Below are 15,011 nucleotides of genomic sequence, written 5' to 3' on the forward strand. Positions count from 1 at the left end.
TGCCGGCCTTTACGTGGAAGAATTGGGTTTTCGCAGCAGATAAGTGCCGTGCATCGGGGCGTGGTAATCGGCCGAGACCAGCGTAAAGCCGACGTCGGTCAGCATCCGCTCCATGACCCAACCAAAAGTGGAATACTCGTCGCGCATGTGGGTGACGACGCTTTCACGCGGGACATCGTGGTTCTTGATCTCGAAGTCGGCCCATTGCTCGACGTCGCGCTCGAGCACATCGGGCATCGATGCGTAGACGATGTCGCGCAAATAGAACGTGGCGCCGGGCTTGAGCGCGCGATAGATCCGCGACATCGCCACCGCCTTCCAGAAATCCGGCAGATGGTGCAGCGTGAACTCGCTGACGATCAGGTCATAGGATTCCGGCCGGTAGGCGAAGCTGAGCAGGCCGGCGGACTGCGTGCGCACGGGCGCCTTGCGGTCGCGCGCGTAGATCTCGGCGAGCGCCAGCATCGCGGGCGAGATGTCGATGGCGTCGACCTCGGCGCCCATGAGCGCAGCCTCGGTCGCGAGCACGCCGTTGCCGCAACCGATATCGGCGATGCGCCAGCCGCGCTGGACGCCGAGCATTTTCAGCGCGGCGCGCGCCCGTAGATCGGCATCGTCGTGGCTGTCGTAGATCGACGCCACAGCGGGCCCGATCCCCATCCGGTTCCGCTCGTTGTAATACCAGTCGCGCGCCAGCATGGCTCACATTCCTTCAGGCCCGCGACCAATCGCGGCAACACCGGTGCGCGACACTTCGACGAGGCCAAGCGGACGCATCAGGTCGATAAACTGATTGATTTTCTCGGTATTGCCTGTGATCTCGAACACAAAGCTCTCGGTAGTGGCGTCGATCACGCGGGCGCGGAACGCGTCCGCCAGCCGCAGCGCCTCGACGCGATGCTCGCCCTCTCCGCGCACCTTCACCATCGCCAGCTCGCGTTCGATCGAGCGCTTGGTCAGCGTCATATCGACGACGCGATAGACCGGGATCATGCGGTCAAGCTGATGCTTGATCTGCTCGATCACCATCGGCGTGCCCGTGGTGACGATGGTGATGCGCGAGAGATGCTTCTGGCTCTCGGTCTCCGAGACGGTGAGGCTCTCGATGTTGTAGCCGCGCCCCGAGAACAGGCCGATGACGCGCGCGAGCACGCCGGGCTCGTTCTGCACGAGCACCGAAAGCGTGTGCGTCTCGTTCGGGTCGTGGCGCTCCTCAATGAAATAGGCGGATGCGGGCTGGTTCATTGTCGTCCCCTTCATTCTCGTCGTTACGCCGTCGCCCGACGAGCGACCGGCGCATCCGTCCCGACCCAACCGCGGAACAGATCGAAATCGATATTGCCGCCGGACAGCACGAGACCGACGCGCTTTCCCGACAGACTTGCCTTTTCCTGAAGCGCCGCGGCGAGCGCGGCGGCGCCGGCGCCTTCGGCGAGATTATGCGTATCGGTCCAGAGCGCATGGATCGCGAGCGCGATCTCATCGTCCGTCACCTGGACGATACGCGAGGCGCCCTTGAGGATGACCGCGAGCGCTTCCGGATCGGGAATCCGCGTCGCCATACCGTCCGCGAGCGTGTTGCTGGTCTCGGTCGTCACGACGTGGCCCGCCGCGAACGACAGCGCGTAGGACGGCGCCTCGGTCGACTGCACGCCGACGATCTCGGTCTTCAGGCCGAGCAGATCGCGCGCCATGATGCAGCCGCAGATCCCCGAGCCCTGCCCGATCGGCACATAGAGGACATCGAGATCGGGCGCGGCCCGGAGCATTTCGAGCGCATAGGTCGCCACGCCCAGCACCAGGTCCGTATGGAACGACGGCACCATGTGCAGTCCGGCGAACTGCGCGTGGCGCCCGGCCTCCTCGCGTGCGGCCTGAAAGTCCTCGCCATGTTCAACGAGCTCTGCGCCAAACGCCTTCATAGCGCGGTTCTTCTCGACCGAATTGCCGCGCGGCACATAGATCACGGCAGGCACGCCATGGCGGCTCGCCGCAAAAGCGAGGCTCTGACCATGATTGCCGCGCGTCGCCGAGATGATGCCCGGAATGTTCGGACGTTCGCGCTTCAGCCGATCGAGATAAACCAACCCGCCGCGCACCTTGAAGGCGCCCGTCGGCGTGTGATTCTCGTGCTTGACCACGACCTGCGTGCCGAGCCGCTCGGCGAGCAGCGGCCAGGCGTGCGCCGGCGTCGGCGGCACCGCCTGCCCCACGATCGCATGTGCGCGTGCGAGCTCGTTCAGGTCGAACATTTCACCTTCTCATCAATCCATCTCTCGCGACTGTCATCCCCGCGAAGGCGGGGATCCAGTATTCCAGAGGCCCCGAGAGCGATCGAGAGGCCGCGGCGTACTGGATCGCCCGGTCAAGCCGGGCGATGACAGCGGAATTTGTGACGATCACGCTCACACCAGCGCCTTGCCGCCGGCGAACGCCTTTGCGGTGGCTTCGTCGTTCGCCTGCTCCGGCAACAGCATCTCGTTGTGCGCCTTGCCGGAGGGGATCATCGGGAAACAATTTTCCAGCGACGCGACGCGGCAGTCGAACAGCACCGGGCGCTTGACCGAGATCATTTCCTGGATGGCGCCGTCGAGATCGCCCGGCTTGTGCACCTGGATGCCGACGCCGCCATAGGCTTCCGCGAGCTTGACGAAGTCCGGCATCGCCTCCGAGTAGGAATGCGACAGGCGGTTGCCATGGAGCAGCTGCTGCCACTGCCGCACCATGCCCATGTACTGGTTGTTCAGGATGAAGATCTTGATCGGCAGCTCGTACTGCACCGCCGTCGACATCTCCTGCATCGTCATCTGCACCGAGGCATCGCCCGCGATGTCGATGACGAGGCTGTCGGGATGGGCAACCTGCACGCCGACCGCGGCCGGCAGGCCGTAACCCATGGTGCCGAGGCCGCCCGATGTCATCCAGCGATGCGGCTCCTCGAAGCCGTAGAACTGCGCGGCCCACATCTGATGCTGGCCGACCTCGGTGGTGATGTAGGTGTCCTTGCCGCGCGTCGCCTCGAACAGGCTCTGGATCGCGTGCTGCGGCAGGATGACGTCGTTGCTCTTCCTGTAATACAGCGAGTTGCGGGCACGCCACTGCGCGATCTGCTGCCACCACGCCTTGATGTCGGGCTTCTTCGCCTCCGCCTTGAACACCTGGAGAATGTCGCCGAGGATGTTGCCGCAGTCGCCGATGATCGGCACGTCGACGCGGATGTTCTTGTTGATCGAGGACGGGTCGATGTCGATGTGGATCTTCTTCGAGCCCGGCGAGAACGCGTCGACGCGGCCGGTGATGCGATCGTCGAAGCGCGCGCCGACGCACAGCATGACGTCGCAATCATGCATGGTCATGTTGGCTTCGTAGGTACCGTGCATGCCGAGCATGCCGAGCCAGCTCTTGCCCGACGCGGGATATGCGCCGAGGCCCATCAGCGTGGAGGTGATCGGAAAGCCGGTGACCTCGACCAGCTCGCGCAGCAGCCTGGTGGCCTCGGGACCGGAATTGATCACGCCGCCGCCGCTGTAGATCACGGGGCGCTTGGCGCCTGCGAGCAGCGCCACGGCCTTGCGGATCTGCGTCGCATCGCCCTTCACGCGCGGCGCGTAGGAGCGATGCACGTCGGACTTGCGCGGCGGATGATAGGTGCCGGTCGCGAACTGCACGTCCTTGGGCACGTCGACGAGCACCGGGCCCGGCCGACCCGTGGTCGCAACGTAAAACGCCTCGTGCAGCACCTTTGCGAGATCGTTGACGTCGCGCACCAGCCAGTTGTGTTTGGTGCAGGGGCGCGTGATGCCGACCGTGTCGCATTCCTGGAACGCGTCGTTGCCGATCAGATGCGTCGGCACCTGGCCGGAGATGCAGACCAGCGGGATCGAGTCCATCAGCGCGTCGGTGAGCGGCGTCACCATGTTGGTGGCGCCGGGGCCGGAGGTCACTAGTGCAACGCCCGGCCTGCCGGTCGAACGCGCATAGCCCTCGGCGGCGTGGCCCGCCCCCTGCTCGTGGCGGACCAGGATGTGCTGGACTTCGCTCTGCTGGAAGATCTCGTCGTAGATCGGAAGCACCGCGCCGCCGGGATAGCCGAAAATGTCGGTCACGCCATGATCGATGAGCGCGCGGACGATCATTGCGGCGCCGGTCATCTGGTTCGGATCGTGGCTCTTGTCGCTCATTGGCTTGCTCCGGATGCGCTGTTGTCAGCGGCTTCGTTCGTGTCGGGTTTTCGGAAATAAAAAAGGCCCCGAAGAGGGCCCATGCACACCGCCTGTCATGTGGATGGCAGCTAGCCACCCCCGGCGGTGTGCCTGGGTACGACGGCGATAAGGAGTTTGGTAATAATATTACGCATGGCGGCGGCTCGGCTTCCCAAAGGTTGCGCGAAACATAGCGGCCAAAGCCCGGATGTCAAGGCGATGCGGCCGTTCCTGCGCGATTTTGGCAGTGTAGCGGCGTTCCCGGGGTTGGGCGAGAGGTAAATTCGGCGACCGAGGCACAAAAGCGTGTCAACCGGGGTCCCGGGCCGCGTTCACCGCCGCCGCCAGCCAGCCCCGCACCCCCTCCGGCCTCACCCACTCGAATTCGGGCAATTGGTGCCGAAACCAGGTGAACTGCCGCTTGGCGTAGTGGCGGGTGTCGGCGCGGCCGATGGTGGCCGCCTGCTCCAGGCTGAGCTCACCACGCAGATGCCGGACCAGGGCCGGCACGCCGTGAGCCTTCATCGCCGGCAGCAGCGGATCGAGGTCTCGGGCGGCGAGACGCTCGACCTCCTCCAGCGCGCCGGCCTCCAACATGACATCAAAGCGGGCGTCGATGCGCGCATAGAGGTCGTCGCGCTCGGGCGCGAGGAACACCGCGCGAAAACTGTCCTTGGGCAAGAGCGGCGGCTGCCCCTCATGGTGCCAGTCCAGCAGCGAACGGCCGGTGGCTTCGACCACTTCGAGCGCGCGCGCAATGCGCGTGCGGTCACGCAGGTTCAATCGCTCGGCCGCCCTGGGATCGGCGGCTGCGAGTTCCGCGTGCATCGCCTCAACGCCGTTCCGCTCCAGCCGCGCCCGGACGTCCTCGCGCACCTCGGCGGGGATTGGCGGCACCACGGAAAGGCCCGCCGTCAGCGCCTTGAAATACAGCCCGGTGCCGCCGATGAAGATCGGCAGGCGGCCTTCGGCTTGCGCCTCTTCAAGCGCCCTCGCCGCGTCACTCACCCAGGCTCCGGCCGAAAAATTCACGGCCGCATCGACATGGCCGTACAGGCGATGAGGCACCTGCGCCTCGTCGCCAAGGGTGGGGCGCGCGGTGATGATGCGGAGGTCGCGGTAGACCTGCATGGAATCGGCATTGATCACGACCCCGTTCGCAGCGAGCGCAAGCTCGATCGCGAGCGCCGACTTGCCGCTGGCGGTCGGGCCTGCGATAAGCACGGCCTTGCCAACATGCCCTCTGCCGACTTGCCCCTCGCTCACGAAAACCTCAAATGTCCCTCGTTGCCACGCTGATCTGCAACCCGAATAACCCCGCGCTCGACTCGACCATCGTCGACGGAGCCCGCGCCGTGCTGCCTCAGGCAGCTCCCGCGCACTGGCTGTTCGACGGGGTGGCAGTCGACATCCCCTTCGGCGCCGACAGTAACCTCGAAGGCGACCGTCACGCCATCGAACAGCGGCTCCGCGAGCTTCGCGGCGACCTACCGATTGATATCGTGGTGCAACCAGTCGGCTTCCGGCGCAAGAAGCTTTTTCTCGCCGACATGGATTCCACCATGATCGGCCAGGAATGCATCGACGAGCTCGCCGATTGCGTCGGGGTGAAGGCCCATGTGGCAGCCATCACCGAGCGTGCGATGCGCGGCGAGGTCGAGTTCGAGCCGGCGCTGCGCGAGCGCGTCGCGCTGCTCAAAGACCTCCCCGCCAGTGCCGTCGACGAGGTGCTGGCCAAGCGCATTACGCTGACGCCGGGTGGCCGCGAATTGGTCGCGACCATGCGCGCCCATGGCGCCTATGCCTGTCTCGTCTCCGGCGGCTTCACACTGTTCACCAGTGCGGTCGCCACCAGGATCGGTTTCCAGGAGAACCGCGCCAACGAGCTCGTCGTCCGCGACGGCAAGTTCACCGGCGAGGTGAAGGAGCCGATTTTGGGGCGCGCGGCAAAGCTCGCGACGCTGGTGGATCTGATGGAGTCGTTCGATCTCGACGACGTCGACTCGCTGGCGGTCGGCGACGGCGCCAATGATCTCGCGATGATCCAGGCGGCTGGGCTGGGCGTGGCGTATCATGCCAAGCCTGCGGTGGCCGCGGCTGCGGCAGCCCGGATCGATCATGGCGATCTCACCGCGCTGCTGTATGCGCAGGGGTATCGGCGCGAGGAGTTCGTGGAGGCGTAGCCTCCTCTCCGCTGTCATCACCCGCGAAAGCGGGTGATCCAGTATTCCAGAGACAGGGCGAGGATACGGAAAGGCCGCGGCGTACTGGATGCCCCGCTTTCGCGGAGCATGACAGTGAATGTGTGGCAGCTCGTGCGCCTACTGCACGCTCAACGCGACAAACCGAAGCTCGCCGTCGGCGTTCGACACCAGCAGCAGCACCGACTTCTTGCCGTCCTTCTTGAGCTGGTCGACCCGCTTCTGGATGTCGGCGCCGCTGGAGACGCCCTCCTGCGCCACCTCGACGATGACGTCGCCGGCGGAGAGGCGCTTCTCGGCGGCGTCCGAATTGGCGTCGACATTGGTGACGACCACACCCTTGACGCTGTCCTTGATCTTGTAGCGCGCACGCAGGTCCTTGCTCAGCGCCGCGAGATCGAGGCCGAGCGCCTTCTGCGTCACGGTCTTTTCAGGCGGAGGCTCGTCGGTCTTCACTGCGGCCTGCACCTTGTCGGGATCCTGCAACCTGCCGAGCGTGACCTTCTTGGTCTCCTCCTGACTCTTGCGGATGATGACGACGTCGACCTCCTTGCCGACCGCCGTGTCGGCGACCACGCGAGACAGATCCTTCGGGTCCTTGACGTCCTTGCCGTCAAACTTGACGACGACGTCGCCGGGCTCGATGCCGGCCGGCTTGGCCGGGCCCTTGTCGTCGACGCCGGCAACCAGCGCGCCGCGCGGCGGCTTGATGTTGAGGCTCTCGGCGATCTCGTCGGTGACACTCTGGATGCGCACGCCCAGCCAACCGCGGCGCAACTCGCCGAACTGGCGGAGCTGGTCGACGACACCCGCGACCGTCTTCGACGGTACGGCGAAGCCGATGCCGATCGAGCCGCCGGAGGGCGAGATGATCAATGTGTTGACGCCGATGACGTCGCCATCGAGGTTGAACAGCGGACCGCCGGAATTGCCGCGGTTGATGGAGGCGTCGGTCTGAATGTAGCTGTCGTACGGACCTGACGAGATGTCACGGTTCTTCGCCGAAACAATACCGGCCGTCACGGTGCCGCCGAGGCTGAAAGGATTGCCGATCGCGACGACCCAGTCGCCGAGGCGCAGCTTGTCGGAATCGCCGAACTTCACCGACACCAGCGGCTTCGGCGGCTTGAACTTCAGCACGGCGAGGTCGGTCTTCTTGTCGACGCCGACCAGGTCGGCCTTGATCTTGGTCCCGTCGTTGAGGATGACGTTGATCTCGTCGGCGTCCGCGATGACGTGGTTGTTGGTGACAACGACCCCTGACGTGTCGATAATGAAGCCGCTTCCGAGCGAGTTGGTCTTGCGCGGCGCCGGGCTATTCTCTCCGCCCTTGCTGCCGCCGCCGGGACCCTTGCGATTCTTGAAGAAGTCGTCGAAGAACTCCTCGAAGGGCGAGCCGGGCGGCAGTTGCGGCATGGCATTGCCGCCGCCGCCCTTGGCTTCGACGGTTTGCGAGGTCGAGATGTTGACGACCGCGTCGATCACCTTCTCGGCGACGTCGGCGATGCCGTCCGGTCCGCGCGCAGAGGCCGGTGTGCCGAATGCGCTGAAAGCGCCAACGGCGAGCGCGGCCAGCCCTAAGCGCAAACGGGTCGGGGCAATGGTGGCAGCGGTCATTGTGATCTCCAGGAAGCAAGGATTCGGCGTCAAGACTGCGCTCGAACGGGGGGACGGCGCAAGCGCGGACCTTAACGGGCCTCAAGACCCGGACAATAAGGCGAAAACCGGTCCCTCGCCTTCACTTTGGCGTTGGTGCGACGGCTAAATTGGCCGCCGCATAACCCAGATCAGGACCAAGCCGGCCACGGCCGAACCAATGCCGACCGCTCGCAGGACATTGTCCGGTGTGGCCATCGCGCTTTTCATGGCCTTGCGCATCCAGGCCGGGCTTGCCGCGAACATCAAGCCTTCCAGCACGAACAGGATGCCCAAACCGATGAGGAAGTCGGTGAACGCAATGGACCTCATCGGATTGGAACCTCCCGTTGTGCTGTTCTTGTCTGGACGAGGGGCGGCCAGACCTGCCGCCCGACTTGCCGCCCTTGTCTCACTTACGGCTTCGCTGGCGTCGTGGTCGCCGTCTTGCCGGACGGGTTACCAAAGAACCGGAAGAAATCCGAGTCCGGGCGCAGCAGGAAGCGGGTGTCGTTCGCGCGCAGCCCGTTCTCATAGGCCGTCATCGAGCGGTAGAAGGAGAAGAAATCCGCATCCTTGCCGTAGGCTTCGGCGAACAGACGGTTGCGCTCGGCATCGCCGACGCCGCGCGTCTGCTCGGCCAGCGACCTCGCATCCGCCTCGATTACGGTCGCCTCGCGGTCGGCCTTGGAGCGGATCTCTTGGGCCTTCTGGCCGCCCTGCGCGCGGAACTCGGCGGCTTCGCGCTCGCGTTCCGTCTTCATGCGCTGATAGACCGCCTGGCTGTTCTGCTCGGGCAGATCCGCACGGCGGATCCGGACGTCGACGACCTGGATGCCGTAGCCGTCGGCCTCATGATCGAGCTGATCGCGGATGCGCTGCATCAGCTTCTCGCGGTCGTCCCGGACCACGTTGATGAAGGTGACCTCGCCGAGCACGCGGCGCAGCGCCGCGTTCAAGAGCGTGGTGAGCTGGATGTTGGCTGCCTGGATCGAGCCGATGCTCTGATAGAAGCGGAGCGCGTCCTTGATGCGGTAACGCGCGAAGGCGTCGACCACGAGCCGCTTCTGGTCGGACGCGATCGCTTCCTGCGACGGGTTCTCCAGATCGAGGATGCGCTTGTCGATGTTGATCACCGAATTCCACGGTGCCTTGAAGTGCAGGCCGGGATCGGTGACGACGTCGACGGGCTTGCCGAATTGCAGCACGATGGTCTGCTCGGTCTGCGCCACCGTGAACAGGGACATGTAGCCCACGATCACGACGAGCAGGAGGCCGAGCAGCGTGACGATGCCTGTGACCGGAGATCTCATCGGTTGCCTCCGGTCGTCTGCTGGCCGGTTGCAGGCGGCCGCTTGGCCGTCAATTCGCTGAGCGGCAGATAAGGCACGACGCCCTGGCCCGACTGGCCGCCGTCATAGATGAGCTTTTCCGAGCCGCCGAGCACGCGCTCCATCGTCTCCAGATAAATCCGTTCACGCGTCACGTCGGGCGCCTTCTTGTATTCCTCGTAAACCTTCAGGAAGCGCGAGCTCTGGCCCTTGGCCTCGGCGACCGTCTGCTCCCTGTAGCCTTCGGCGGCCTGCATGATCTGCGCCGCACGTCCGCGTGCCTGCGGCACGACCTGGTTGGCGTAGGTCTGCGCCTCGTTCTGCAGCTGCTCGAGGTTGGCGCGCGCCGCCTGGACGTCGCGGAAGGCGTCAATCACCTGCGCCGGCGGGTCGACCTTCTGCATCTGCACCTGGCTGATCTGAATGCCGGCGCCGTAGCTGTCCAGGGTCTTCTGGATCAGTTCCTGCACGCCCTGTTCGGTGACGTTGCGCGCGCCGGTCAGGATTGGCTGGATCTGCGAGCGGCCGATCACCTCGCGCATCGCGCTCTCGGCGACCGCCTTCACGGTGCCTTCGGGATTCTGGATGTTGAAGAGGAAATCGCCGACGCCATTGGGCTTGATGCGCCAGAGCACGGTGAAGTCGACGTCGACGATGTTCTCGTCGCCGGTCAGCATCAGGCTCTCTTCCGGCACGTCACGAATGGAACGGCCGCGCCGCGCCGGATCGTCGATCAGCGTCATGCCGATGGAAATGGTAGAAACGCGCAATGCCTTTGGCAGCAGCACGGTCTCGATCGGATACGGCAGGTGATAGTTCAGGCCGGGCTCCACGGTGCGGACATGCTTGCCGAAGCGCAGCACGACGCCGAGCTCTTCGGACTGCACCCGGAAGAAGCCCGACAGCAGCCAAAACGCGACGATGAGCAGCACGATCAGCGTGATGCCGACGCCGGAGAAATAGCCGCCCGGCATGATCTGCTGGAGGCGATCCTGGCCGCGCCGCAGAAGGTCTTCCAGATCCGGCGGCCTTGGCCCGACCGGTTGCGGGCCGTTGCCCCATGGTCCCTTCGGACCCGAGCCCCATGGGCCACCGCCCTGATTCTTCCACGGCATTCGACGCTCTCCTCGGCAGGGTGAAATTGCCCCCGCCCGCTTTGTCCGGTCCGGCTTTATAGGGGACAGGCGGGTCCCTTACAACGCAGCCCTCGCCGCCCTCCGAGCTAAGCTTGGGGGCAGAAAAGTCAATGTTAACATTGGCAAATGCGGTTAATGGCCCGCCCGCCGACGATATGTCACATAGGAGTAGTCGGCGCTGTCGTGGGGTCCGGCAGGATGACGGATGCGCTCGACCTCGTCCCACTCTGCCCTGTCGATGTCGAAATGCGTGTCGCCTTCGGGGCGGGCATGCACTTCGGTGATTTCGAGGCGATCGGCGCGATCGAGCCATTGCCGATAGATTTCGGCACCGCCAATCACGGCGATCTCGGTGACCGAACGCCGCAGGGCATCGCCGCGCGCGATGGCGTCTGCCTCGGCAGTCGATGTCGTGACGATGGCGCCGGTGGCGCGATACTCCGCATCGCGCGTGACGACGATATTGGTGCGGCCCGGAAGCGGCCGGGGCAGGGATTCGAAGGTCCTGCGGCCCATGATCACGGGCTTGCCGATCGTGAGCGCCTTGAAGCGCGCCATGTCGGATTTCATTCGCCACGGCATCGCGTTGCCGGCGCCGATGACGCCGTTCTCCGCGATGGCGACGACGAAGACGATCTCCATCAGGTCGCGCTCCCGGCAAGCCGTGTCAGCGCCGGACCGGTGACGCGGCACAGCGTCCAGTCCTCCAGCATGATGGCACCGAGCGACTTGTAGAACGCGATCGACGGCGCGTTCCAGTCGAGCACCGCCCATTGCAGCCGCGACCAGCCGTTCTCGACGCATTCCCTGGCAAGGTGCACGAGCAGAGCCTTGCCGAGGCCCCTGCCCCGGTGTGACGGCCGCACATACAAATCTTCGAGATAGATGCCGTGCCGGCCGCTGAACGTCGAGAAATTCGCAAACCACACCGCGAAGCCGACCGGCTCGCCGTTCCACTCGGCGAAGGCGCAATGGACTTGCTGTCGCTCGCCGAACAGTGCGTCGGCGATGTCAGCCTCGGTCGCCTCGACCTCGTGCGAAAGCTTTTCGTACGCGGCGAGCTCGCGGATAAAAGCGAGAATAAGCCCGGCCTCGCCCGGGCGCGCGCGGCGGATATTGAGCGACATCGGCGTCAGACCGCGACCGCGGCCTTGATGTGCGGATGCGGGTCGTAGCCGACGAGCTCAAAGTCCTCGTAACAGAAGGAGAAGATATCCTTCACCTCGGGATTGATCCGCATCACCGGCAGCGCGCGCGGCGCGCGCGTGAGCTGGAGCTTCGCCTGCTCCAGATGGTTGGAATAGAGATGAGTGTCACCGAATGAGTGCACGAAGTCGCCGGCCTTCAGGCCCGTGACCTGCGCCACCATCAGGGTGAGCAGCGCATAGGAGGCGATGTTGAAGGGCACGCCGAGGAACACGTCGGCCGAGCGCTGATAGAGCTGGCACGACAGCTTGCCGTTGGCGACGTAGAACTGGAACAGGCAGTGGCACGGCGGCAGCGCCATCTTGTCGACCTCGGCCGGATTCCAGGCCGAGACGATCAGGCGGCGCGAGTCCGGATTGCGCTTGATCATGTCGATCACGTTCGCGATCTGATCGATGCTGCGTCCGTCCGGCGCGGGCCAGGAGCGCCACTGATGGCCGTAGACGGGGCCGAGATCGCCATTGGCGTCGGCCCACTCGTCCCAGATGGTGACACCGTTGTCGCGCAGATATTTGATGTTGGTATCGCCCTTCAGGAACCACAATAGCTCATGCACGATCGCCTTCAGCGGCAGGCGCTTGGTGGTCAGCATCGGAAAACCGGCAGACAGGTTGAAGCGCATCTGATGGCCGAACACCGACAGCGTGCCGGTGCCGGTCCGGTCGGTCTTTTCGGCGCCGTCTGAAAGAATCCGCTCGAGCAGGTCCTGATACTGGTGCATGTGCGTGAGCCTTTGGGGAGGCGGCGAATTTAGCGGCCGCCCCCGCGCTGCGACAGCGGCGATTCGCCATCGATACGCATTATACCCGGAAAAGTGAGCGTTCCCGGTGCAAACGACAAGGGGCGGAACTCAGCATTCCGCCCCTCGTCTATCAGATTGATCCTGCTGGCCAACTTGCCGGCTGGGTTCGAGGCACGACGCGCCGACGCAGGCGCGGCGCCCTTAGTTTTCGGATTCCGTGAATACCTCGTCGCGCTTGGCACGCAACGCGGGCAGCACCGTGAGCACCAGGAGGAAAGCGGCGATCGCGAGCAGCACGGCCGACAGCGGACGCGTCAGGAACACGCTCCAGTCGCCGCGCGAGATCAGCAGCGCGCGGCGCAGGTTCTCTTCCATCAGCGGTCCGAGCACCATGCCGAGCAGCAGCGGCGCCGGCTCGAAATCGTGCTTGATCAGCCAGTAGCCGACCAGACCGAACACGCCTGCGAGGATGACGTCGACCGGCGCGTTATTCACCGAGTAGATGCCGATCGCGCAGAAGATCACGATCGAGGGGAACATCAGCCGGTAGGGAACGCGCAACAGCCGCACCCAGATTCCAACCAGCGGCAGGTTGATGATGATCAGCATCAGATTGCCGATCCACATCGAGGCGATCATGCCCCAGACCAGCTCCGGCTGCTTCTGCATCACTTGCGGACCCGGTACGATGCCGTGGATGGTCATCGCGCCCACCATCAGCGCCATCACGGCGTTGGGCGGGATGCCGAGTGTCAGCAGCGGGATGAAGGAGGTCTGCGCCGCGGCATTGTTGGCGCTTTCCGGCGCCGCCACGCCCTCGATCGCACCGCGGCCGAACCGCGACGGGTTCTTGGCGATCTTCTTCTCGAGCGTGTAGGACGCAAAGGACGCGATGACGGCGCCGCCGCCCGGCAGGATGCCGAGGATCGAGCCGAGCACGGTGCCGCGCAAGATCGCAGGTGCCGAGTCGATCAGGTCCTTCCTGGTCGGCATCAGGCCGGTGATCTTCTGCTGCACGAGGTCGCGGTTCATCTCGGCGCCGGCGTCGAGGTTGCGGATGATCTCGGCGAAGCCAAACACGCCCATCGCCACCGTCGCAAAGCCGAGACCATCGGCAAGCTCCGGAATGTTGAACGCCATGCGCGAGGCGCCGGTCTCGATGTCAGAGCCGACCATCGACAGCATTAGGCCGAACACGATCATCGCGATCGCCTTCAGCACCGAGCCCTTGGCCAGCACCACCGCGAAGATCAGGCCCAGCACCATCAGCGAGAAATATTCGGCCGGGCCGAACGCCAGCGCGAGCTTGGTCAGCGGCGCACCGAGAACGGCAATGAGCACGGTCGCGACGCAGCCGGCGAAGAACGAGCCGATCGCCGCGATCGCCAGCGCCGGGCCGGCACGGCCTTGCTTTGCCATCTGATGGCCGTCGATGGCGGTGACGACCGACGTCGCCTCACCGGGAATATTGACCAGGATCGAGGTGGTCGAGCCGCCGTACTGGGCGCCGTAATAGATGCCGGCGAGCATGATCAGCGCGCCGACCGGCGGCAATCCGAACGTGATCGGCAGGAGCATCGCCACGGTTGCGACGGTGCCGATACCGGGCAGCACACCAACCAGCGTGCCGACCAATGCGCCAATCAGGCACATGAGAATATTGATCGAGATCGGGAGCGACAGACCGTAGAGCCACCAGGGTGACCACCACGAAATCTGAAACACCACACCGAAACCGAGGCCCAGATTGTGGAAGAGATCGAACATCACACCCTCACTGAACCAGGAAGCGCGGGAACATCGGCATCGGCAGCCCGAGCACGTAGGGGAAGAGCAGCGCGCAGCCGAGCGTCAGGCAGGCACCGACGATGATCGCTTCGAGCCAGCGCGTTTCATGCGTGCCCATCGCCGCGATCAGGAAGCTTGCGAATGCCGTAACCACCACCCCAAGCGGACGAATCGCCAGCGCGAAGAAGACGATCGAGATCATCACGAAGAGCGGCCCACGCCAGGCATAGTGCGCCATGCCCGGCCCGTCGGTCAGCAGTCCCGTCAACGCGATGCCGGCGCCAAGTGCGACGAGCAGCCCGCCAAACATCCGCGGCGCCGTGCCGGCGCCGAAGGAGAAGCCGCGCATCCCCTGCAAATCGCTGGAGGCCCACAGTGCGAACAAGGCGAGCGCCATCAACACGATCCCGCCGACATAGTCCTGCGCCGACCTGATCGTCATGAAGAACGTGAGAATCGCCACCGCAAAGATCGGATAGGAATAGATCAGCGCCAGCAGCACATCGGAGGACGCCTTCTTGGTGTCACCGCCGACCGCCCCGAGCAACGCGCCGGGCGCACCCGCGAGCAGCGCCGTAGCGTGGCTGGTCACCACGGCGGCCGGGCCGCGTCCGGCGCCCCAGCCAAAGATCGTCCCGAACGACCAGATGAATTCGAAAATCTGCGGTGCTATGGCCAGCAGACAAAAGCTGATCACCACCGAGGTGTTTCGGTTGGCTGTCGCCGAGTGGCCCATCGTATCGGCCATGCATGTCTCCTCCGCGACCCGT

Annotated in this window: 15 protein-coding genes; 1 reads left to right on the top strand and 14 read right to left on the bottom strand. The window is 64.8% G+C overall.

Annotated elements, in window-relative coordinates:
* Nucleotides 1-9: 9 nt before the first annotated feature.
* From ABIB90_RS20215 to miaA, 5 genes are all read right to left on the bottom strand, one after another.
* Nucleotides 10-699 carry a class I SAM-dependent methyltransferase gene (locus ABIB90_RS20215; RefSeq protein WP_007600988.1) on the bottom strand — a complete coding sequence of 230 codons (690 nt, stop codon included), beginning with the start codon at nt 697-699 and terminating at the stop codon, nt 10-12.
* Nucleotides 700-702: 3 nt separating this feature from the next.
* Entirely contained in the window at nt 703-1,245 is a 543-nt protein-coding gene (ilvN, locus tag ABIB90_RS20220) for an acetolactate synthase small subunit (protein ID WP_354170616.1), read from the bottom strand.
* Between the two features lie 23 nt (nt 1,246-1,268).
* Nucleotides 1,269-2,252, bottom strand: a complete 984-nt coding sequence (locus tag ABIB90_RS20225) for a threonine dehydratase (protein WP_354201279.1) — start codon at nt 2,250-2,252, stop codon at nt 1,269-1,271.
* Between the two features lie 153 nt (nt 2,253-2,405).
* A complete protein-coding gene (locus ABIB90_RS20230) occupies nt 2,406-4,181 on the bottom strand; it encodes an acetolactate synthase 3 large subunit (RefSeq protein ID WP_027570800.1) in 1,776 nt (591 codons plus the stop codon).
* Between the two features lie 330 nt (nt 4,182-4,511).
* Nucleotides 4,512-5,468 carry a tRNA (adenosine(37)-N6)-dimethylallyltransferase MiaA gene (gene miaA / locus ABIB90_RS20235; protein WP_354201280.1) on the bottom strand — a complete coding sequence of 319 codons (957 nt, stop codon included), beginning with the start codon at nt 5,466-5,468 and terminating at the stop codon, nt 4,512-4,514.
* Between the two features lie 11 nt (nt 5,469-5,479).
* Here miaA and serB point away from each other — a divergent pair, with 11 nt between their 5' ends.
* The gene (gene serB, locus ABIB90_RS20240; RefSeq protein ID WP_007600981.1) at nt 5,480-6,385 is read left to right on the top strand and encodes a phosphoserine phosphatase SerB; all 906 of its coding nucleotides are present in this window, start codon (nt 5,480-5,482) and stop codon (nt 6,383-6,385) included.
* Between the two features lie 138 nt (nt 6,386-6,523).
* Here serB and ABIB90_RS20245 read toward each other — a convergent pair whose 3' ends face one another.
* The 9 genes from ABIB90_RS20245 to ABIB90_RS20285 form a co-directional block, all read right to left on the bottom strand.
* Nucleotides 6,524-8,020, bottom strand: coding sequence for a Do family serine endopeptidase (locus tag ABIB90_RS20245; protein ID WP_007600980.1), 1,497 nt, complete (start codon nt 8,018-8,020; stop codon nt 6,524-6,526).
* Between the two features lie 144 nt (nt 8,021-8,164).
* A complete protein-coding gene (locus tag ABIB90_RS20250) occupies nt 8,165-8,371 on the bottom strand; it encodes a DUF2065 domain-containing protein (RefSeq protein WP_007600979.1) in 207 nt (68 codons plus the stop codon).
* 83 nt (nt 8,372-8,454) lie between these two features.
* Nucleotides 8,455-9,351, bottom strand: coding sequence for a protease modulator HflC (gene hflC, locus ABIB90_RS20255; RefSeq protein WP_007600978.1), 897 nt, complete (start codon nt 9,349-9,351; stop codon nt 8,455-8,457).
* The gene (gene hflK / locus ABIB90_RS20260) at nt 9,348-10,484 is read right to left on the bottom strand and encodes an FtsH protease activity modulator HflK (RefSeq protein WP_354201281.1); all 1,137 of its coding nucleotides are present in this window, start codon (nt 10,482-10,484) and stop codon (nt 9,348-9,350) included. The genes hflC and hflK overlap by 4 nt, the downstream gene beginning before the upstream one ends.
* 153 nt (nt 10,485-10,637) lie before the next feature.
* The gene (locus ABIB90_RS20265) at nt 10,638-11,147 is read right to left on the bottom strand and encodes a dihydrofolate reductase (RefSeq protein ID WP_354170607.1); all 510 of its coding nucleotides are present in this window, start codon (nt 11,145-11,147) and stop codon (nt 10,638-10,640) included.
* Nucleotides 11,147-11,632 carry a GNAT family N-acetyltransferase gene (locus ABIB90_RS20270; protein WP_007600975.1) on the bottom strand — a complete coding sequence of 162 codons (486 nt, stop codon included), beginning with the start codon at nt 11,630-11,632 and terminating at the stop codon, nt 11,147-11,149. The genes ABIB90_RS20265 and ABIB90_RS20270 overlap by 1 nt, the downstream gene beginning before the upstream one ends.
* A gap of 5 nt (nt 11,633-11,637) precedes the next feature.
* Entirely contained in the window at nt 11,638-12,432 is a 795-nt protein-coding gene (locus ABIB90_RS20275) for a thymidylate synthase (protein WP_007600974.1), read from the bottom strand.
* A gap of 222 nt (nt 12,433-12,654) precedes the next feature.
* Nucleotides 12,655-14,220 (bottom strand): tripartite tricarboxylate transporter permease, encoded by a 1,566-nt coding sequence (locus ABIB90_RS20280; protein WP_007600973.1) that lies wholly within the window; start codon nt 14,218-14,220, stop codon nt 12,655-12,657.
* Nucleotides 14,221-14,227: 7 nt separating this feature from the next.
* Complete coding sequence (locus ABIB90_RS20285; RefSeq protein ID WP_007600972.1) at nt 14,228-14,989, bottom strand: tripartite tricarboxylate transporter TctB family protein; 762 nt, start codon at nt 14,987-14,989, stop codon at nt 14,228-14,230.
* Nucleotides 14,990-15,011: the final 22 nt, after the last annotated feature.

It is taken from the genome of Bradyrhizobium sp. JR4.1 (assembly GCF_040548605.1).
Classification (GTDB): Bacteria; Pseudomonadota; Alphaproteobacteria; order Rhizobiales; family Xanthobacteraceae; genus Bradyrhizobium; species Bradyrhizobium canariense.

Excerpts from the sequence above, each read along its gene's own strand:
- ABIB90_RS20270 (WP_007600975.1), bottom strand. The coding sequence starts at position 11,632 with ATGTCGCTCAATATCCGCCGCGCGCGCCCGGGCGAGGCCGGGCTTATT.
- ABIB90_RS20285 (WP_007600972.1), bottom strand. The coding sequence starts at position 14,989 with ATGGCCGATACGATGGGCCACTCGGCGACAGCCAACCGAAACACCTCG.
- ABIB90_RS20225 (WP_354201279.1), bottom strand. The coding sequence starts at position 2,252 with ATGTTCGACCTGAACGAGCTCGCACGCGCACATGCGATCGTGGGGCAG.
- hflC (WP_007600978.1), bottom strand. The coding sequence starts at position 9,351 with ATGAGATCTCCGGTCACAGGCATCGTCACGCTGCTCGGCCTCCTGCTC.
- ABIB90_RS20215 (WP_007600988.1), bottom strand. The coding sequence starts at position 699 with ATGCTGGCGCGCGACTGGTATTACAACGAGCGGAACCGGATGGGGATC.
- ABIB90_RS20230 (WP_027570800.1), bottom strand. The coding sequence starts at position 4,181 with ATGAGCGACAAGAGCCACGATCCGAACCAGATGACCGGCGCCGCAATG.
- ABIB90_RS20275 (WP_007600974.1), bottom strand. The coding sequence starts at position 12,432 with ATGCACCAGTATCAGGACCTGCTCGAGCGGATTCTTTCAGACGGCGCC.
- ABIB90_RS20245 (WP_007600980.1), bottom strand. The coding sequence starts at position 8,020 with ATGACCGCTGCCACCATTGCCCCGACCCGTTTGCGCTTAGGGCTGGCC.
- hflK (WP_354201281.1), bottom strand. The coding sequence starts at position 10,484 with ATGCCGTGGAAGAATCAGGGCGGTGGCCCATGGGGCTCGGGTCCGAAG.
- serB (WP_007600981.1), top strand. The coding sequence starts at position 5,480 with ATGTCCCTCGTTGCCACGCTGATCTGCAACCCGAATAACCCCGCGCTC.
- ilvN (WP_354170616.1), bottom strand. The coding sequence starts at position 1,245 with ATGAACCAGCCCGCATCCGCCTATTTCATTGAGGAGCGCCACGACCCG.
- ABIB90_RS20250 (WP_007600979.1), bottom strand. The coding sequence starts at position 8,371 with ATGAGGTCCATTGCGTTCACCGACTTCCTCATCGGTTTGGGCATCCTG.
- ABIB90_RS20280 (WP_007600973.1), bottom strand. The coding sequence starts at position 14,220 with ATGTTCGATCTCTTCCACAATCTGGGCCTCGGTTTCGGTGTGGTGTTT.
- ABIB90_RS20265 (WP_354170607.1), bottom strand. The coding sequence starts at position 11,147 with ATGGAGATCGTCTTCGTCGTCGCCATCGCGGAGAACGGCGTCATCGGC.